21 protein-coding genes are annotated in these 18,249 nt (G+C 63.1%); 10 read left to right on the top strand and 11 right to left on the bottom strand.

Translation table 11 applies throughout. The features are described 5' to 3' along the window. Positions 1 to 206: 206 nt before the first annotated feature. Together GA0061105_RS18745 and GA0061105_RS18750 are read right to left on the bottom strand one after the other, a co-directional pair. Positions 207 to 665: a GNAT family N-acetyltransferase gene (locus GA0061105_RS18745; protein WP_092752089.1), complete on the bottom strand. Its 459-nt coding sequence runs from the start codon at positions 663 to 665 to the stop codon at positions 207 to 209. 29 nt (positions 666 to 694) lie between these two features. After that, positions 695 to 1,336, bottom strand: coding sequence for a chloramphenicol phosphotransferase CPT family protein (locus tag GA0061105_RS18750; RefSeq protein WP_092752091.1), 642 nt, complete (start codon positions 1,334 to 1,336; stop codon positions 695 to 697). Between the two features lie 138 nt (positions 1,337 to 1,474). On the opposite strand from GA0061105_RS18750, the gene GA0061105_RS18755 reads away from it, so the two are divergent. The 5 genes from GA0061105_RS18755 to rnhA all read left to right on the top strand — a co-directional run bounded on the left by GA0061105_RS18755 (position 1,475) and on the right by rnhA (position 5,154). Next, positions 1,475 to 1,855 (top strand): DUF983 domain-containing protein, encoded by a 381-nt coding sequence (locus GA0061105_RS18755; protein ID WP_064694077.1) that lies wholly within the window; start codon positions 1,475 to 1,477, stop codon positions 1,853 to 1,855. Continuing rightward, on the top strand, positions 1,848 to 2,603 hold the full coding sequence (locus tag GA0061105_RS18760; RefSeq protein WP_092752093.1) for an SURF1 family protein: 756 nt from the start codon (positions 1,848 to 1,850) through the stop codon (positions 2,601 to 2,603). Before GA0061105_RS18755 ends, GA0061105_RS18760 begins: the two co-directional genes overlap by 8 nt. A 76-nt stretch (positions 2,604 to 2,679) precedes the next feature. Beyond that, positions 2,680 to 3,681 (top strand): 4-hydroxy-3-methylbut-2-enyl diphosphate reductase, encoded by a 1,002-nt coding sequence (gene ispH / locus GA0061105_RS18765; RefSeq protein WP_092752095.1) that lies wholly within the window; start codon positions 2,680 to 2,682, stop codon positions 3,679 to 3,681. Positions 3,682 to 3,736: 55 nt separating this feature from the next. After that, positions 3,737 to 4,702: a homoserine kinase gene (locus GA0061105_RS18770; protein ID WP_092752097.1), complete on the top strand. Its 966-nt coding sequence runs from the start codon at positions 3,737 to 3,739 to the stop codon at positions 4,700 to 4,702. Beyond that, positions 4,699 to 5,154, top strand: a complete 456-nt coding sequence (gene rnhA, locus GA0061105_RS18775) for a ribonuclease HI (RefSeq protein ID WP_092752099.1) — start codon at positions 4,699 to 4,701, stop codon at positions 5,152 to 5,154. Before GA0061105_RS18770 ends, rnhA begins: the two co-directional genes overlap by 4 nt. A 27-nt stretch (positions 5,155 to 5,181) precedes the next feature. Here rnhA and GA0061105_RS18780 read toward each other — a convergent pair whose 3' ends face one another. The 3 genes from GA0061105_RS18780 to GA0061105_RS18790 form a co-directional block, all read right to left on the bottom strand. After that, positions 5,182 to 6,246 (bottom strand): zinc-binding metallopeptidase family protein, encoded by a 1,065-nt coding sequence (locus GA0061105_RS18780; protein ID WP_092752100.1) that lies wholly within the window; start codon positions 6,244 to 6,246, stop codon positions 5,182 to 5,184. A gap of 88 nt (positions 6,247 to 6,334) precedes the next feature. Further along, entirely contained in the window at positions 6,335 to 6,526 is a 192-nt protein-coding gene (locus tag GA0061105_RS18785) for a CsbD family protein (RefSeq protein ID WP_064694083.1), read from the bottom strand. Positions 6,527 to 6,623: 97 nt separating this feature from the next. Further along, on the bottom strand, positions 6,624 to 7,229 hold the full coding sequence (locus GA0061105_RS18790) for a YqgE/AlgH family protein (RefSeq protein ID WP_092752102.1): 606 nt from the start codon (positions 7,227 to 7,229) through the stop codon (positions 6,624 to 6,626). 141 nt (positions 7,230 to 7,370) lie between these two features. On the opposite strand from GA0061105_RS18790, the gene GA0061105_RS18795 reads away from it, so the two are divergent. The 5 genes from GA0061105_RS18795 to GA0061105_RS18815 all read left to right on the top strand — a co-directional run bounded on the left by GA0061105_RS18795 (position 7,371) and on the right by GA0061105_RS18815 (position 11,776). Then, the gene (locus GA0061105_RS18795) at positions 7,371 to 8,204 is read left to right on the top strand and encodes a protein-disulfide reductase DsbD domain-containing protein (RefSeq protein ID WP_208601666.1); all 834 of its coding nucleotides are present in this window, start codon (positions 7,371 to 7,373) and stop codon (positions 8,202 to 8,204) included. Between the two features lie 84 nt (positions 8,205 to 8,288). Next, on the top strand, positions 8,289 to 8,774 hold the full coding sequence (locus GA0061105_RS18800; protein ID WP_092752104.1) for a peroxiredoxin: 486 nt from the start codon (positions 8,289 to 8,291) through the stop codon (positions 8,772 to 8,774). 464 nt (positions 8,775 to 9,238) lie between these two features. Continuing rightward, the gene (locus GA0061105_RS18805) at positions 9,239 to 9,988 is read left to right on the top strand and encodes a metal ABC transporter ATP-binding protein (protein ID WP_092752106.1); all 750 of its coding nucleotides are present in this window, start codon (positions 9,239 to 9,241) and stop codon (positions 9,986 to 9,988) included. Next, positions 9,985 to 10,857, top strand: coding sequence for a metal ABC transporter permease (locus GA0061105_RS18810; protein WP_092752108.1), 873 nt, complete (start codon positions 9,985 to 9,987; stop codon positions 10,855 to 10,857). Before GA0061105_RS18805 ends, GA0061105_RS18810 begins: the two co-directional genes overlap by 4 nt. A gap of 16 nt (positions 10,858 to 10,873) precedes the next feature. Beyond that, positions 10,874 to 11,776: a metal ABC transporter solute-binding protein, Zn/Mn family gene (locus tag GA0061105_RS18815; protein WP_092752110.1), complete on the top strand. Its 903-nt coding sequence runs from the start codon at positions 10,874 to 10,876 to the stop codon at positions 11,774 to 11,776. Between the two features lie 45 nt (positions 11,777 to 11,821). Here GA0061105_RS18815 and GA0061105_RS18820 read toward each other — a convergent pair whose 3' ends face one another. From GA0061105_RS18820 to GA0061105_RS18845, 6 genes are all read right to left on the bottom strand, one after another. After that, the gene (locus GA0061105_RS18820) at positions 11,822 to 12,406 is read right to left on the bottom strand and encodes a cation efflux transmembrane domain-containing protein (protein WP_092752112.1); all 585 of its coding nucleotides are present in this window, start codon (positions 12,404 to 12,406) and stop codon (positions 11,822 to 11,824) included. A 68-nt stretch (positions 12,407 to 12,474) separates the two neighbouring features. Then, a complete protein-coding gene (locus GA0061105_RS18825; protein ID WP_092752114.1) occupies positions 12,475 to 12,783 on the bottom strand; it encodes a Dabb family protein in 309 nt (102 codons plus the stop codon). Positions 12,784 to 12,870: 87 nt separating this feature from the next. Next, the gene (locus GA0061105_RS18830; RefSeq protein WP_064694091.1) at positions 12,871 to 13,290 is read right to left on the bottom strand and encodes a hypothetical protein; all 420 of its coding nucleotides are present in this window, start codon (positions 13,288 to 13,290) and stop codon (positions 12,871 to 12,873) included. Positions 13,291 to 13,398: 108 nt separating this feature from the next. Next, entirely contained in the window at positions 13,399 to 16,311 is a 2,913-nt protein-coding gene (locus GA0061105_RS18835) for a sensor domain-containing phosphodiesterase (RefSeq protein WP_092752116.1), read from the bottom strand. Further along, positions 16,308 to 16,922 carry a GNAT family N-acetyltransferase gene (locus tag GA0061105_RS18840; RefSeq protein ID WP_092752118.1) on the bottom strand — a complete coding sequence of 205 codons (615 nt, stop codon included), beginning with the start codon at positions 16,920 to 16,922 and terminating at the stop codon, positions 16,308 to 16,310. The genes GA0061105_RS18835 and GA0061105_RS18840 overlap by 4 nt, the downstream gene beginning before the upstream one ends. A 28-nt stretch (positions 16,923 to 16,950) precedes the next feature. Then, a complete protein-coding gene (locus tag GA0061105_RS18845; protein ID WP_092752120.1) occupies positions 16,951 to 18,246 on the bottom strand; it encodes a M16 family metallopeptidase in 1,296 nt (431 codons plus the stop codon). Between the last annotated feature and the right edge of the window lie 3 nt (positions 18,247 to 18,249).

Raw genomic sequence — 18,249 nt, forward strand, 5'->3', positions numbered from 1 at the left:
CGATCCATGCCGACGGCTGCCCCTCACCCTAACCCTCTCCCCGTTTTGACGGGGAGAGGGGACGTGCCCCGCGAGAGATAAGTGGGAACGGAGAGGTTGCCGCATATACCCCTTCGCCCCGTTTACGGGAGAAGGTGGCGGCAGCCGGATGAGGGGCATGTCGCCCTCCGTGCGTCGATTGCCGAATCTCGAAAGAGGGGAAACGGTTAAACGTCGCCCGATCCGCTGCCATGATCGGAGGACTGAATTTCCTTCGCCATCAGCGGGCTGCTCTTGTCAGCGTCGACCATCACCCAGCCCAGCTTTTGGTAGAAAAGAACTGCATCCGGCGCGGCATGGACCTTCAAGCGGCTGAGACCATGCTGTGCCGATAGTCTCTCGACCTCGAACATCAAAATTCGCCCGAGCCCCTGCCTCTGATATTGCGGCATGATGGCGACAAGTCGCACGATGCCGGTCGTGCCATCCGACAGATCGAGGCGCACCGTGCCGAGAGCGACGCCGTCTTTTCTGAGCAGAAGTGGTATATGGCCCCGTGCATGTTCATCCGGATGCGTGTCATCGTAACCGTCGAGACCGCGCAGCTCGAACAATACGTGCCGCTGGATGGCATGATAGGTCCGCCACTCCTCGACCTCTTTCACTTGCAGAAGTTCAATTCTCATCGCAATCGATCCCGCGTTTCGGCCTACTTTTACCGCCCGCCGGCGATCCGCTCGAAGGCTGAGGGCGTAGGTATACCGAGATCCAATTGGTGGCGGATGGCCTCGGCGCATTCGAGCGCGGTCAGTACCGAGGTATCGACCTCCATGTCGTAGATGCCCGGCCGATGAACCTCGTCCTGCCAGCGCTGCACCGGTTCGGGCACCGGCGCCTCTTCGGTGGCGCGCAGATACAGCGTTTCGCGGCCCTCTTGTGTGACCTCCCGCCGCCGCATGATCGTCTCGATCGGACAGCGCACGCCGACGAACAGCACGGAAAACCCCTGCAGCCGCCGGGCGCAATCGGTAAGAATGCCGAGCGGCTGCGAGTAGTTGTCGTGATGGCCGAGATCGGCCACGACATTCAGCCCCAGGCCGGCATGAATGGCGATCGATTCATAGAGCGCCGCATAGAGGAACGGCACCAACTCCTCCAGATCCGGCCGCTCGCCGCCCGGCCTCAGGCCGATGCCGGGCAGATAACGCTTCGGGGTCATATCATTGTAGCTGTCGACGCCGAGGTTGATCCACGGGCCTTCGAATTCATCCTGGATTGCGCGGGCAATGCTGGATTTGCCGCTTCTCGGCGCACCGTTCAGGATGACGATCTGTCCTGCATGGCTGTCATTGGTCATCAGTCTTCTTCTTCTGTTTGGCGCGAATCGCTGAGGCGAAACCGCGCAGGCATTTCCATTCGGGATGCGAATACTTTATGGGAGAGTTAAGGCAGCATCGAAATGCAGCGGACGTAAGACGCCATTCAAAGGAACAGCATGAGCGAGGATAGCGCCCATTTTCCCCCCGTCGATCCGGTGAAAACGGGCATCAAGGGCTGCTGCCCGCGTTGCGGCAATGGCAAGCTGTTCAATGGCCTGCTCGGCCTGAAGCCGCGCTGCGCCTCCTGCGGCCTCGATTATTCCTTCGCCGATTCCGGTGACGGTCCCGCTGTCTTCGTCATCCTGATCGTCGGCTTCATCATCATCGGCATGGTGCTGTGGCTTGAGGTCAATTACGGGCCGCCCATCTGGGTGCATATCCTCATCTTCGGGCCGCTGACGATCATCCTGTCGCTTCTGACGCTGCGCTGGTTCAAAGGCATCCTGATCGCCATGCAGTACCGCCATAATGCCCGCGAAGGACGCCTGAGTGACTGACACTTCACATGCCTCAGCGCGGCGCCGATTGCCTGTTATAACTGGCATCCTGGTGCTGATCTCTCTCGCCATTCTGATTTCGCTCGGCACCTGGCAGGTGGAGCGCCTTTATTGGAAAGAGGGTCTGCTCGCCGATATCGCCGCGCGCCAGGCTGCCGCACCCGTGCCGCTCGCCGACATCGAGGCAATTGCGGCCGCGGGCGGCGACATCGAATACCGCAAGGTCACCGCCGCCGGTCGCTTTATCAACAACAAGGAGCGGCACTTCTTCGCCACCTGGCGCGGCCAGACCGGTTTTTACGTCTATACCCCGCTCGAGCTTGCCGACGGGCGCATCCTCTTCGTCAATCGCGGCTTCGTTCCCTATGAGAACAAGGAGCCGGAAATGCGCATGCAGGGCCAGTTGACGGGTCAGCAGACGGTCACGGGCCTCGCGCGCGCAAAGCTTGCCGGCAAACCTTCCCGGCTGGTGCCCGATAACGACGTCGCCAAGAACATCTTCTATTGGAAGGATCTCGACGTGATGGCCGGGAGCGTCGGGCTTGATAAGGCGCGGGTGCTGCCGTTTTTCGTCGACGCCGATTCCACGCCCAATCCGGCCGGGCTGCCGATCGGCGGCGTCACCCAGGTGGACCTGCCGAACGATCATCTGCAATATGCCCTGACCTGGTACGGGCTTGCCGCCGTGCTCGTCGTCGTGGTGGCGATCTCCTGGTTTCGCAGACCGGGGAAGGCGCCTCGGCAATAGTATCGCTTCAATTCCCCGCCATATTGGGCTAGAGGTCGCTTACTCCCACGCTGGACGGAATTTTGACGGAACGGACATGAATATTGCGGCGAAACCTCCTTTGACGATCAGGCTCTGCGGTCCGCGCGGCTTCTGCGCCGGCGTCGACCGCGCCATCCAGATCGTCGTGCTGGCGCTGAAATCCTATGGCGCGCCGGTCTATGTGCGCCACGAGATCGTCCACAATCGTTATGTCGTCGAGGGGCTGGAGGCCAAGGGCGCCGTCTTCGTCGAGGAACTGGATGAGATCCCGCCCGAGCATCGCGCCCAGCCGGTGGTTTTCTCCGCCCATGGCGTGCCGAAATCCGTGCCGGAGGATGCGGCGAGCCGCAATCTCTTCTATCTCGACGCCACCTGTCCATTGGTTTCCAAGGTCCACAAGCAGGCGATGCGCCACAATCGCCTCGGCCGCCACGTCGTCCTCATCGGTCATGCCGGCCATCCCGAAGTGATCGGCACGATGGGGCAATTGCCGGAAGGCACGGTTTCTCTGATCGAGACGATCGAGGATGCCGATGCCTACGCTCCCGTCGATCCCGACAATCTCGGCTATGTCACCCAGACGACGCTGTCGGTCGACGATACCGCCGGCGTCATCGCCCGCCTGCAGGAGCGCTTTCCCAAGCTGACCGCGCCGGCGGCGGATTCGATCTGTTATGCGACGACCAACCGCCAGGAAGTGGTGAAGCAGGCGGCCCCCGGCTGCGATCTCTTCATCATCGTCGGCGCGCCGAATTCCTCCAATTCCAAGCGGCTCGTCGAGGTTGCGCTGAGGGCAGGGGCGAAGAAATCGATCCTCGTGCAGCGCGCCGCCGAGCTCGACTGGGAGGAGATCGGCGCTATTTCGACGCTCGGCCTTTCCGCCGGCGCCTCGGCGCCTGAGGTCATCGTCAACGAGATCATCGAAGCCTTCCGCGCCCGCTTCGATGCCCGCGTCGAGCTGGCCGAGACGGTGCAGGAAACCGAAAACTTTCTGGTCAACCGCGAATTGCGCAGCATCGAGCTGACGGCAGCCGACATGGCCTTCGTCAACGGCTAGGCCGCCATCGCGGCCCCGGCAATCCACCATCCACAATACAGAGACGAGACCTCCCTTGGCAGTCTACACCGATATCGCCGAAGACGATCTGAAATGGTTCCTGACGGAATATGATGCAGGCACGCTGCTTTCCTACAAGGGCATCGCCGAAGGCGTCGAAAACTCCAATTTCCTGCTGCATACCTCCAAGGCCCCGCTGATCCTGACGCTCTATGAGAAGCGGGTGGAAAAGAGCGACCTGCCGTTCTTCCTCGGCCTGATGCAGCATCTTGCCGCCCGCGGCCTCTCCTGCCCGCTGCCGCTGCCGCGCCGCGACGGCGCGCTGCTCGGCTCGCTCTCCGGCCGCCCGGCCGCGCTGATCTCCTTCCTCGAAGGCATGTGGCTGAGAAAGCCGGAGGCCAAACACTGCCGCGAGGTCGGCAGGGCGCTGGCAGAGATGCATGTGGCGGGCGATGGCTTCGAATTGAAACGCCCGAACGCGCTGTCGATCGACGGCTGGCGGGGGCTCTGGGAAAAATCCGAGGATCGCGCCGACGAGGTCGAGCCGGGGCTTCAGGGCGAGATCCGCAATGAGCTCGATTTTCTCGCGGCCGCCTGGCCGAAGAGCCTGCCTTCCGGCGTCATCCATGCCGACCTCTTCCCAGACAACGTCTTCTTTTTGGGCGACGAGCTTTCCGGCCTGATCGATTTTTATTTCGCCTGCAACGACCTGCTCGCCTATGACGTCTCGATCTGCCTGAATGCCTGGTGCTTCGAGAAGGACGGTGCCTACAACATCACCAAGGGCACGGCGATGCTCGAGGGTTACCAGAGCGTCAGGCCCTTGAGCGGCGAGGAGATCGCCGCCCTGCCGGTGCTCTCGCGCGGGTCGGCTCTGCGTTTCTTCCTGACGCGGCTCTATGATTGGCTGACGACGCCGGAGGGGGCCATGGTCACCAAGAAGGACCCGCTCGAATATCTGCGCAAGCTGCGCTTCCATCGCCAGATCGGCTCGGCCGCCGAATACGGATTGAGCCTATGAAACACGTCGATATCTTCACCGACGGCGCATGCTCCGGCAATCCGGGTCCCGGAGGCTGGGGGGCAGTGCTGCGTTACGGCGACGTCGAAAAGGAGCTTTGCGGCGGCGAGGCGGAGACGACCAACAACCGCATGGAACTGATGGCGGCGATCTCGGCGCTATCGGCCCTGAAGAGCCCTTGCGAAGTCGACCTCTACACCGACAGCGCCTATGTCAAGGATGGCATTTCCAAGTGGATTTTCGGCTGGAAGAAAAACGGCTGGAAGACATCGGACAAGAAGCCGGTGAAGAATGCCGAACTCTGGCAGGCGCTGGAAGAAGCCCGCAACCGCCACAAGGTGACGCTGCACTGGGTCAAGGGCCACGCCGGCCACCCGGAAAACGAACGCGCCGACGAACTTGCCCGCCGGGGCATGGAGCCGTTCAAGAAGGGCAAGGCGGTTTCGTTTTAGGGGGCGTGCGCCGATTGCTGCCCCTCACTACGGCCGCCCCGCCGCGCCTTGGATCAGCCGGTGCAGATATTCGAGTTTTGCCACGACAGGTGAGGAGAGCACGAACGGGTAGGCGTCCGGTTGGCCCATGCTGCGCTGGATGGCGTTGATCGCCAGGCTGAGCGGCACCCAGGCGCTGACGAGCTGCTCGGCGCTTTTTGCCCTGTAGGGAATGAAATCGACCTCGCCGGCTATTTCTTCGTGGCCGCGCGGATCGATGGCGATGCCGAAGGCGCGGGCGGTCTCCAGCGTGTCCACGATATGAAGGTAATGCGCGAAGCATTCGGCGAAATCCTCCCACGGGTGCGATGCGGCATAGGCGCTGATGAATGTGTCCTGCCACCCCAGCAGCGGGCCGCCGGCATAGTGCTGTCGGAGCGCGGCCAGATAATCCTGCCGTTCGTCGCCGAAGACGGCGCGGAAATCGTCGAGGCGATTGCGGTCGCGCACCAGCTTGTTCCAGATGAAATGGCCGGCCTCGTGGCGGAAATGGCCGAGCAGCGTGCGATAGGGCTCGTTCATCGAGCTGCGCGCCTGTTCGCGCGTCGCGTCGTCGGCTTCGGCGGCGCGGATGGTGATCAGGCCTTCCTCGTGGCCGGTCATGGCCGGCACGACATTGCCGTTGCCCTGGAGGGAATCCTCCAGGAAATCGAAGACGAGGCCGCCTTGCGGATCCTCGCTGCGATCGGGATGCGGCAGCTTCCAGCGCAGCAGCGAATAGAACAGATGGCGCTGCGCCTGGCCGATGCGCCGCCAGCGGTCGATGCCGTCCTGGGTATCGGTGTTCGGCACCAGCCGGTTATGGCGGCAGGCGACGCAGAATTCGCCGTCGCCCTCCACCAGCCAGTTGCAGATATCGAGGCCGGCATTGGCGCAGAAGCGGACTTTGCGGTCGGGGTTGGAAGCGAGCTGCCAGACCATCTCCTCGCGCGGCTCCAGCGCGTGCATGGCAAGGTCGCCAGGGAGGAAGCCGAGGCGGTGGTTGCAGCGCATGCAGTGGCGGTTGTCGAAGTGGACGACCTGATCGCAATTGTCACAGGCAAATAGCTTCATCGTATTATCTCTGCAAAGCAGGCGGGATTAAAAATGCCTGCCGCGCGCGTGCGCAGCAGGCATGGTTGATGAGGGCTGAGCTTGTTGTTCAGAGCCGATCGACGGCGCCTTTGAGCTTGTCCTTCGCCTTGCCGGCTGCGGTCTGTCCTTTGCCCTTGGCTTCCTGGACGGCGCCCTTGGCCTGCATGTCGCGATTGCCGGTGGCCTTGCCGGCGGCCTGCTTGGTCTTGCCGGCAATTTCGTTTGTCTTGCCTGAAATCTTGTCGCTGGTGCTACCCATATGTGATGTCTCCGTGCTCGGCGTCAGACCTCTCGTCCGCGCGGGAAGGGAACGTCACTCGCGCCTATTCGTTCCAGCGGAGGTCAGGCGAGCCGTCTCAGGCGTGGCCGGCTTCGGCAGAGAGCATGGCGGCATTGATGCCCATGCCGGCGAGCGCCCGCTCGTATTTGTCCTCGAGGCTGCGGTCGAAGATCATTTCCTCATTGGCCGGGCAGGTGAGCCAGCCATTGTTCGCAACCTCGTTCTCGAGCTGGCCGGCCCCCCAGGAGGAATAGCCGAGCAGCATCGTCGCGCGTTTCGGCCCGGCGCCCTTGGAGATGGCGCGCACGATGTCGAGCGTCGCCGTCAGGCAGATGTCGTCGCTGACCGGGATCGAGGAGTCGCTGGCATAATCGTCCGAATGCAGAACGAAGCCACGGCCGCTTTCCACCGGGCCGCCGGTCTGGATCGGGAAGTCGCGCGCCCGCTGCGGCAGCACGATCGGTTCCTCCTGCTTGATCATCTCGAGATGCAGCAGCACATCGGTGAAGGTGAGGCTCTGCGGGCGGTTGATGACGAAGCCCATGGCACCGGCATCCGAATGCGCGCAGATATAAATTACTGTGCGCGCGAAATTGCGGTCTTCCATGCCGGGCATGGCGATGAGGAACTGGCCATCGAAGAAGCCACGTTCCCGTCTGTTCTTCAGCGTCGATAAGGACATCGTTCCTCCTGCTGCCAGACCGCACAAAGGCCCCGACAAGAGAAAGATGGGCCAATGTCACAAATCAATCAACTGAAAATGAAGATTTAAATCGCCCCGGCTTCTGGCGGCCGCAGGGCACTTTCGGTAAACCTTTGTTCCATGATGATTATTTCAATGGTCCCGCGCCGGCTTTTGCTGGCGGTCGTTTCGGTGACCGCGGCCCTTGTGCCCTTTTGTTCCGCCCGGGCGGAAATGAGCGCCTGGGCCGAGGCCGAAGGCGGCCGCATGCGCCTCGTGGCGCTGGCGCCCGATGCCGGCGGCAAAATTCGCGCCGGTCTGCAGATCGAACCGAAGCCCGGCTGGATCACCTATTGGCGCGAGCCCGGCAACAGCGGCATTCCGCCTCAGGTGACCATCGCGCCGGCAAGCGGCGTAAGCCTCGATGCCATCGCCTATCCCGTCCCGAAGCATTTTTCCAAAGGCGGGATCGAGGATATCGCCTATGACGCGCCGGTGACGCTGCCGCTGTCGCTGACGGCTGGGAAGGGCGAGGTCGAGATCGACGCCGCGATCTTCATCGGCATTTGCAAGGATATCTGCATTCCTTTCCAGGCGAATCTTAGCCTCAAGCTTGGCTCTGCCATGTCGCGTCCGGAGGAGGAGGCGATCCTTGCGGCCGCCGATGCTTCTCTGCCGAAGCCGCCATCGGCGGATTTCAGGGTGACGGCGCATGCGCTCTCAGCTGACCTGAAGACGCTGTCGCTGACGCTCGCTCTGCCGGCTGACGGAAAGGGCACGCCCGATATCATCGTCACCGGCCCGAGCGGCTATGCCTTCACCAAGCAGAGCGGCGGCAAACGTGATGGCGCCACCTTTAAGGCTGACATGGCGATCGGCAAACTGCCTAAGGATTACGACATTTCAGGCGAGCGCTGGCGCGTGCTTGTTATCGATGGCGACAGGGCGATGGAGACCACGCTTGCCTTTGACTGACCGGCACCTATAGTCGCCCCGAACCCCCGCGGCGCCTGCAGCAAAGCCCCCAAACCCAAAAAGCAAGAACTAGAGGAGAGAACCATGAGCATCGCGATCGGCGACAAGCTTCCCGCCGCCACTTTCAAGGAAAAGACCGCCGACGGTCCGGTCGAAATCACCACCGAGCAGCTCTTCGCCGGCAAGCGCGTCGTGCTCTTTGCCGTGCCGGGCGCCTTCACGCCCACCTGCTCGCTGAACCACCTGCCGGGTTATCTCGAAAACCGCGACACCATCCTCGGCAAGGGAGTCGACGAGATCGCCGTGCTTGCCGTCAACGACTGGCACGTGATGGGCGCCTGGGCGCAATCCTCCGGCGGCCTTGGCAAGATCCACTTCCTCGCCGATTGGGACGCCGGCTTCACCAAGGCCGTCGGCCTCGAAGCAGACCTCTCCGCCGGCGGCCTCGGCCTGCGTTCCAAGCGCTATTCGATGCTGGTCGAAGACGGCGTGGTGAAAGCCTTGAACATCGAGGAAAGCCCTGGCCAGGCGACGGTTTCCGGTGCGGCGGCGATGCTGGAACTGCTCTGAGTTTCGGTAGGCATTGGGCACTAAACTGCCCTTCACCCTAACCCTCTCCCCGTTTTGACGGGGAGAGGGGACGTGCCCGAACGCAGCGTTGAGGTTCGGGAAAGCCGGTGCGGCGTGTCCCTTCTCCCCCGCGAGCGGGGAGAAGGTGCCGACAGGCGGATGAGGGGCTGCTGTGATCGGCTACCCAGGTTGAAATCGACGCAGCGCGGTCCACGGTCTTGGCTGTCAAATGGCCGCACCTCCCTATCCCATCATAACAAATCAGGACGAGCTCCCCGCCTCAATCCTGCCGCAATCGTTATAACATAACAGTAATGTTATTACATTGTAGGATCAGCCATGCCGCCGAGCCCCGACCGCCTTCCCGTCAGCCTCATGGGACAATCGGCTCTAGCGAGGGTGGCGGGGGTCTCGCTGGTCGTTGCCGTTCTTTGGCTCGCCATCCACTGGGCAGTTCTGCTGCCATGATGCCGTTGATCCGTCTCGATGATCTCACCGTCGCCTATAACAGGCATCCGGCCGTCCATCATGTCTCCGGCGCCTTTGCGCCGGGCAGCCTGACGGCGATTGCCGGGCCGAACGGGGCGGGCAAATCGACGCTGCTGAAGGCGATCATGGGCGAGCTTCGTCCGGCCGAAGGAAGGGTCGAGCATCGGTTGGGGCGGGCGGAATTCGGTTATCTCCCGCAGGCGGCCGAGATCGATCGCCGTTTTCCGATCTCCGTCATCGACACCGTCATGCTCGGCGTCTGGAAGGCGAGGGGAGCCTTCGGCCGTGTCGGGGCCGCTGAGGTGAGGAGAGCGGGCGAGGCGCTTGCTGCGGTCGGCCTCGACGGCTTTGCAAGCCGCCATGTCGGATCGCTCTCGGCCGGCCAATTCCAGCGCGTGCTTTTCGCTCGGCTGCTGCTGCAGGATGCCGGCGTCATCCTGCTCGACGAACCATTCACGGCGATCGATGCCCGCACCACCAGGGATCTCGTCGATATCGTCGCCCGCTGGCATGGCGAAGGCCGCACCGTCATCGCCGTGCTGCATGATTTCGAGCTCGTCCGGGCGCATTTCCCGCAAAGCTTGCTGCTAGCCCGCGAGCTTGTGGGATGGGGGCCGACCGTCGACGTCATGTCTTCCGCCAATCTGATGAAGGCGCGCGCCATGGCCGAGCGCTGGGACGAGGATGCTGCGGCCTGCGAACCGCAAGAGGCACCCTCGGCATGACGGCCTACGATCTCTTTCTCGCGCCCTTTGCCGATTTCGGTTTCATGCGTCGCGCCCTTGTCGCCTGCCTCTGCCTCGGGCTTGGCTCGGGGCCGATCGGCGTCTTCCTGATGCTCAGGCGCATGAGCTTGATGGGCGACGCCATGAGCCATGCCGTGCTGCCGGGCGCGGCGATCGGCTATCTCGTCGCCGGCTCGCTGTCGCTGACGGCCATGGGCCTCGGCGGCCTTGTCGCCGGCTTGTCGGTGGCGCTGCTTTCCGGTGCGGTCAGCCGTATGACCGTGCTGCGCGAGGATGCGAGCTTTGCCAGCTTCTATCTCGCTTCGCTGGCGCTGGGCGTCCTGATCGTCTCACTGCGCGGCTCGAATATCGATCTGCTTCACGTGCTGTTCGGCACCATCCTGGCGATCGATGCGCCCGCCCTTTACCAGATCGGCGCGATCACCTCGCTGACGCTTGTCGTCCTTGCCGCCATCTACCGGCCGCTGGTGGTCGAGTGCTTCGATCCGGGTTTCCTGCGCGCCGTCGGCGGACGTGGGCCGGTCTACCATGTCCTCTTCCTGCTGCTCGTCGTGCTGAATCTCGTGGCCAGCTTTCAGGCGCTGGGCACGCTGATGGCGGTCGGCCTGATGATGCTGCCGGCGGCCGTCGCCCAGCTCTGGTCGCGCAGCCTGCCCGTCATGATGCTGATTGCGACCGCCAGCGGCGCCGCCTCCGGTTATCTCGGCCTGATCGCCTCCTACCATCTCGAACTCGCCTCCGGTCCGACGATCATCATGACGGCGGCGGCAATTTACGCCTTCTCGATCTTTTTCGCGCCCTCCGGCATCGCCCGGCGCTTCTTTCCCCGCCCGCATCTGAAGGGCTGACTTCAAGGAGACTTCGATGATACCGCGCAGACTGCTTCTCTCCGCCTCCGCACTGTCCGCACTGATGGCGCTCTCGGCCGCACCCGCCTCGGCCGAAACGCTGAAGGTGGTTGCTTCCTTCACCGTGCTTGCCGACGTCGTCAGAGAGGTCGGCGGCGACCATGTCAAGGTGACGAGCCTCGTCGGTCCGAACGGCGATCCTCACGAATTCGAACCGTCGCCCGTTGACGCGAAGAATCTGAAGGCGGCGCAAGTCACCTTCGTCAGCGGCGAAGGGCTGGAAGGCTGGATGGACCGGCTGATCAGCGCCTCGGGCTACAAGGGCAAGCCGGTCACGGTCTCCGAAGGCATTGCCACCCGCACGATGGAAGAGGATGGCGAGACGATCACCGATCCGCATGTCTGGAACAGCCCGGTCAATGTCAAGATCTGGGTCGCCAATATCGAAAAGGCGCTGTCATCAGCCGATCCCGCCGACGCCGCCGCCTTCAAGGCCAATGCCGAGAGATACACCAAGACGCTCGACGAGCTGAACGCCTATGCCCATTCGAAATTCGACAAGATCCCCGAGGATCGCCGCAAGGTGCTGACGAGCCATGACGCCTTCGGCTATTTCGGCCGCGAATATAAAGTCAGCTTCCTCGCGCCGCTCGGTCTTTCCACTGAGAGCGAGGCTTCGGCCGCCGACGTCGCCAAACTGATCGACCAGATCAAGAGCGAGCATGTGAAGGCCTATTTCTTCGAGAATTCCAACGATCCGCGTCTGGTCAAGCAGGTCGCCAAGGCCACCGGCGCCGAGCCGGGCGGCGAGCTCTATGTCGAATCGCTCTCCGACGCCAAGGGCCCGGCGCCGACCTATGAGAAGATGTTCCGCTACAATGTCGACCAGCTCGCCGCGGCCATGGCGAAATCGAGCTGAGCCCGCTCGCGCCGTCGCCGAAGGCGCGAGCAATACCGCCGGAAATCAGGCTGCGGTCCGATGCTCCTGGCGAGCGGCGGTCCAGACCTCTCGCGCCGCGTCGACATTCATGGCTGCGATGGCGAGCCCGACGATCAGATCGGGCCATGCCGAGCTCCAGAGAAAGGCTGTCACCAGCCCGGCGCCGACGATCGCGATATTGGCGATCGCATCGTTGCGGGCCGACAGGAAAGCCGCTTTCGTCAGGCTTCCGCTATGATGGCGGAAGCGGGCGAGCAGCATGGCGCAGCTCAGATTGACGACCAGCGCCCCGAAGCCGGTCAGGGAAAGCGCAAAGGGTTCGGGTGCGACCGGCAGGGTGAACTTCTGCCAGGCCGTCCAGAGCGTGGCGATACCAGGCGCGAGCAGGATCGCGGCAAGCGCCATGCCGATGCGTGCGCGCGACCGCGCCGACCAGCCGAGCGCCATGAGGATCAGCAGATTGACCGATGCGTCTTCGAGGAAATCGACCGAATCGGCAAACAGTGAGACCGACCCGATCGACAGCGCAACCGCAAACTCGATCCCGAAATAGCCGAGGTTTGCGAGTGCGACGGTCATGACAGCGCGGCCGAGAGCGGAACCCTGCATCTCGCATCAACCTTTCGCTAAATCTGCCGGAGAACCCGGTGAACGTCCGGCATACCGGCTTGCCGCCCTCAGAGATTGAGGTCGAAGACCAGGATGCCCGCAAGGCCTCCGTCCGTCGAGGAGACGATGCGCTCGCCGACGGCCACATGCTCGGGATGGACGAGATAGGCATCCCGCGCCTCGGCGCTTTCAAAGGTCACGGCAAAACCATCGACGAAGCCGGCATGCAGGCCTTCGGGCGAAACATTCGGCCCATATTTGATATCCAATATGCCGGGGATGACCTGTTTCAGCCCGGCGATCGCATCGAACAGCGATTGTTTGTCGTCCATCGTCAGCGCCGTCTTCAGCCGCAGGAACACGCAATGCAGGATCATTATGGTCCTCCCGATTTTCTGCGTCGGCAGCATAGCGACGAAAGCCGGGACGGCAACGGGATTTATTTTTGCCGGATGAGGACAGACTTACATCTGGTCGGTTGCGGCAGGGTCGCGGTTATAGATCTTGCGCACGAGTTCACGGGCATGAGCCCGGGCTTCGTCTTTCTGGGCCGGCGTCATCGGTCGGCAGGTGTGGCGGAGGTTGGATGAGTCGAGCACGGTGGCAGCGCCGGAATTGGCGATGACGAGGTGCCAGCTGCAGGAGGCGACCTTGTCGATGACCACTGCGCCACGGCATCCGGAAGACAGGCAGAAGGCCACGGTCTGCTGCCCCGCGTGATTGCCTTTCAGCGCCTGCTGCAGCGCCGTCGCAAATTCGGCGGTCCATCGCTCGCAATGCTTCGCCCCGGGCTCGCAGGCCTTGGTGACGGGTTTAATCTCTCCGGCCTCGAGCGGCGAGACAAAAAGAGCGCCGATCGAGAGAGCGAGCAGAAGCTTGAGCATCAAATTTTCCTTATGCGACGATGCAGAGGCGCATATCGCCCCTCGTTGGTCAATGACCATTCATGGTGGAGAGGCGCGTCCGGCGGAGGCCGGGCGGCCTGAGACCGCTCACGCCCGTTTCGTCAGCGGAAACCGGTCGCGAAGCAGCCGCAGCACCGATTCCGACGGCATCGGCGGGCCGAAGAGATAGCTCTGCCCGTAGCTGCAGCCCATCTTGGCAAGCTCGATCGCGTCCTCGTTGGATTCGATCCCCTCGGCCACCACCTTCATCTCGAGCTCGCGCGCCATTGATATCACCGATCGGAGCACCGTCGCCTTCTTGTCGCTGCTGTCGCGCACCAGCGCCTTGTCGAGCTTGATCGTGTCGAACGGGAAGCGGGTGAGATAGGCAAGCGAGGAATAGCCGGTGCCGAAATCGTCGAGCGCCAGCCCGATGCCGGCTTCCTTCAGCTTCTGCAGCACGAGGCGGGCCTGTTCCGGGTTTTCCATCACCATGGATTCCGTCAGTTCCAGCTTCAGCCGCGAGGGCGTGCAATGGGTCTTGGCGAGTACCGAACGCACGTCGTCATAAAGCTCGTTATTGAGCAACTGCACGCTCGACAGGTTGATCGACACGAAGATCGGCAGTTCGCCGGTCTGGTGCTGCCAGCTCATCAGGTCGTTGGTCGCCTGTTCGAGCGCGAACATGCCGAGCGCGCCGATGATGTCGGAGGCCTCGGCGAGCGGGATGAATTCCGACGGCGGAATATTGCCGCGCTTCGGGTGTTCCCAGCGCATCAGCGCCTCGAAGCCGGCGACCTCGACATCTTCAAGCCGAGCGATCGGCTGGTAAACCATCGACAATTCCTTGCGCTCGATGGCGCGGCGCAGATCGGTTTCGAGCTGCAGCCGGTCGGTGCCGAAGTCGCGGAAGGCCGGCTGGAACGGCTCGACGCGGCTGCCGCCGGCCCGTTTCGCCCGGTACATGGCAAGCTCGGCATCGCTGAGCAGGCCGCTGGCGCTTTCCTGCCGGTCCACCCAGGAGGCGAGCCCGATCGAAGCCGTCAGGATGATCTCGCGATTGGCAAAGTTGATCGGCACCATGATCGCCTTGCTGACCGCATCGGCAAAATCCGCGACCTTGGCCGGATTGTGCTCCGACACCAGGATGAGGCCGAACTGGTCGCCGGCAAGCCGCGCCAGCGTGTCCTGCGGCTTCATCAGCCGGCGCAGGCGCCGCGTCAGGGCGATCAGGATGTTGTCGCCGGCGGCAACCCCGAGTGAATCATTGACCAGCTTGTAGCGGTCGATGTCGATCACCATCACCGTCGGGCGCAGCGTCTCTCCGCCCGGCGCCAGCGCCAGCACCGATTGCAGCCGGTCGAGGAAGACCTGCCGGTTCGGAAGGCCGGTCAAATTATCATGCAGCGCGTCATGCAGCAGCCGCTCGACGGAATTCTTCTGCTCGGTGACGTCGACGATCGTGCCGACGCAGCGGATGATCTCGCCGTTGGAGCCGAGCACCGGCCGGGCGCGGATCAGGAGCCAGTGAAAATGCCCGTCCTCGGCGCGGATGCGGAATTCATGGTTCAGCCGCCCGCGCCGGTGTTCGAGCAGCACGTCGAGTGTCGCGCGGAAGCGGTCGCGGTCATCAGGATGCAGCCGCGGCAGCCAGTTGCGCGCCGCCCCATGCATGGTGCCCGGCGATAGGCCGAGCTTGACCGAGACGTCGGGAATGGTGACGACGCGGTCGCGCGCCACATCCCAATCCCAGACCATGTCGCCGGAGCCGGTCAGCGCCAGCGATTGCCGTTCGAGGTCAGAAAACAGCCCCTGCTGGAAGGCGCCGCCGGCAAAGGCGTGCTGCATGACCGTGAAGCCGATCAAGAGCACGATGAGCACCAGGCCGCCGCCGAGCGCCGGCTGGATGATATCGTTGTCGAGCCGCCCGGTGACCGTCAGCCACGCCCCGAACAGCCAGACGAGCGTCAGCGCCCAGGCCGGCACCAGCAGGATCGCCCGGTCGTAACGGTTGAAGCCGAGATAGATGATGAGCAGCAGCCCGGTCGCCGCCGTCAGCGCGAAGGAGAGCCTGGCAATGCCGGCGGCGATCGAGGGATCGTAGATCGCCACGCCGAAGAGCAGGGCAAGGCCGAGCACCCAGGCAAGCGTGGCGTAACCCAGATGCGCGTGCCAGCGGTTGAGGTTCAGATAGGTGAAGAGGAAGATGACGAAACTCGAGGCCAGCGCAACTTCAGCGCAGGCCCGCCATATTCGCTGGTCGGCCGAGGCGACGCTGATCAGCTTGCCGAGAAAACCGAAATCGACACAGATATAGCCGAGCACCGCCCAGGCGAGCGCCGCCGTCGCCGGCAGCATCGAGGTGCCCTTGACGACGAAGAGGATGGTCAGGAACACGGCGAGCAGGCCGGCGATGCCGAGCACGATGCCGCGATAGAGCGTGAAGGCGTTGATCGTGTCCTTGTAGGCGTTGGGTTCCCAGAGATAGATCTGCGGCAGTTCCGGCGTCGACAGTTCGGCGACGAAGGTGATGACGGCGCCCGGGTTCAGCGTGATGCGGAAGACGTCGGCCTCGTCGCTCGGCTGGCGGTCGAGCGCAAAGCCCTCGCTCGGGGTGATGGCGATGATGCGCTGCGAGCCGAGATCCGGCCAGAACAGCTTGGAATTGACCAGACGGAAATGCGGCGCGACGATGACGCGCTCCAGCTGTTCCTCCGAGACGTTGGCGAGCGCAAACACCGCCCAGTCGCCCTGATGGTTCTCCGAACTCGCCCTGACCTCGATGCGCCGGCGGATGCCGTCGGCGCCGGCCGCCGTCGAAACCTGGAAGGCCTCGCCCTGGTTGGCGTAGATCTCGGTCGTCGCGGTGAGATCGAGCGCGGTATCGTCACGGGAAATCTTCACCGGTTCGGCCGCCTGAGCAACGTTTGCCGCCAGGGCGAAGGCCGCCAGGAAAAGGGCTGCGATCACCGCGATCACTCGTCCGGACGGTGACTTGGGCAGCATGCGGTTTCTTGTCATCGGCTGTCGGTTTTCCTGCCTTTATCCGTATCGGTGGCGAGCCGTGAGAACATCACGTGGTCGTGCCACTGACCGTTGATCTTCAAGTATCCGCGCAGATAGCCTTCCCGCTGAAACCCGGCCTTTTCAAGCAGGCGCATGCTGCGCGCGTTATCTGGAATACAGGCTGCTTCGATACGGTGCAACTCAAGCCCGGTGAAGATGTAAGGAATAACCATTTGAAGGGCGGCGAACATATGCCCCTGGCCGGCATGGCGCTCGCCCATCCAGTATCCGATCATGCAGCTTTGCGCCGCACCCCGCCTGATGTAGCCGATGGTGATGCCGCCGACGAGGGTGCGGTTTTCCTTGAGGAAGATGAACAGCGGGATGGCCTGGCCGGAGGCATATTCCTGCTTGCCGCGAATGACGCGGGCGCGGTAGGCGCCTTCCGTCAGCTCGTCTCGCCGCCAGGTCGGCTCCCAGGGTTCCAGGAATTTGCGGCTTTCGGCACGCAGCCGGTGCCATTGGCTGAAATCCTGGTAGCGCGGCAGACGCAAGAGGTATCTGTCATTCTCCAGCTCGACCGCATCCGGCTGCCGTGACAGGAACCGAAACACCGATTTTGGCATCGATCACTCCCGGCAGACGGACCTCGGCTCAGCTGGCCTGCATCGTCTTCGGCGCCGGGGCCGAAAGCGAGGCGGTGATGTCTTCCATCGGCGCAAGCTGCTCGAGCGGCCCGATCGCCGAAAGCGTCGGCACGGTGTCGTAGAACAGCCGGCCGGCGAGGTCGGTCAGCCGTTCGATGGTGATGCCTTCCAGTCGCTCCATCATCTCCGGATTGGAGATCGGCCGGCCGTAGAGCATCATCTGCCTTGCGATCTGGCCGGCACGCGCGGCCGGGCTCTCCTGGCCCATCAGCAGCTGGGCGCGGATCTGGGCGCGGGCGCGTTCGATTTCCTTCTGGTGGATCTCTTCGGCCGACTTGTGCAGCTCGTCGATGATGACGGGCACCAGCTCCGGCAGGTTTTCGCCGCCGGTGGCGGCATGAATGCCGAAGATGCCAGTATCGGAAAAGCCCCAGTGGAAGGCATAGACGGAATAACAGAGGCCGCGGAATTCGCGCACTTCCTGAAACAGCCTGGAGGACATGCCGCCGCCGAGGATATTGGCGAGGATCTGCGAGCAGTAGAAATCGCGGGCGTGGTAGGGCTTGCCCTCAAAGCCAAGCAGGATCTGCGCATCCATCAGGTCGCGTGGCTCACGCACGCTGCCGCCAATATAACGCGCCGCTTCCATGACCGGCGGGGCGGACGGCGCGGTCGGCAGGCTCGCGAAGCGATCCTCGACCATGCGCACGAATTCCTGGTGATCGACGGCGCCGGTCGCCACGATGAACATCCGGTCGGTCGTGTAGTTGCGGCCGAGATAGGTGCGGATCTGCTGCGGCGTGAAGGAAACGACGGTCTCAGGCGTGCCGAGGATCGCGCGCCCGAGCGTCTGGTCGCGATAGGCGGCCTCGGAGAAGCGGTCGAATACAACATCGTCGGGCGTGTCGTTGGCGGCGTTGATCTCCTGCAGGATTACCTGCTTCTCACGCTCCAGCTCTTCCTCCTCGAAGGCCGATTCGGTCAGGATGTCGGCGAGGATGTCGACGGCGAGCGGCACATGGTCCTTGAGAACGCGGGCGTAATAGGACGTCGTCTCGGTCGAGGTGGCGGCATTGACTTCGCCGCCCACATCTTCGATCTCCTCGGCGATCTGGCGGGCCGTGCGCCGGGCCGTACCCTTGAAGGCCATATGTTCGAGCAGGTGGGCGATGCCGTGCTCGTCTTGCGTCTCGTTACGCGATCCTGATTTGATCCAGACTCCGAGCGCCACGCTTTCAAGGTGTGGCATGGTTTCTGTGACTACTGTCAGCCCGGATTTGAGCCGGGTGCACTCAACTGTCATTGG

The sequence above is a fragment of the Rhizobium aethiopicum genome (assembly GCF_900094625.1).
Classification (GTDB): domain Bacteria; phylum Pseudomonadota; class Alphaproteobacteria; order Rhizobiales; family Rhizobiaceae; genus Rhizobium; species Rhizobium aethiopicum.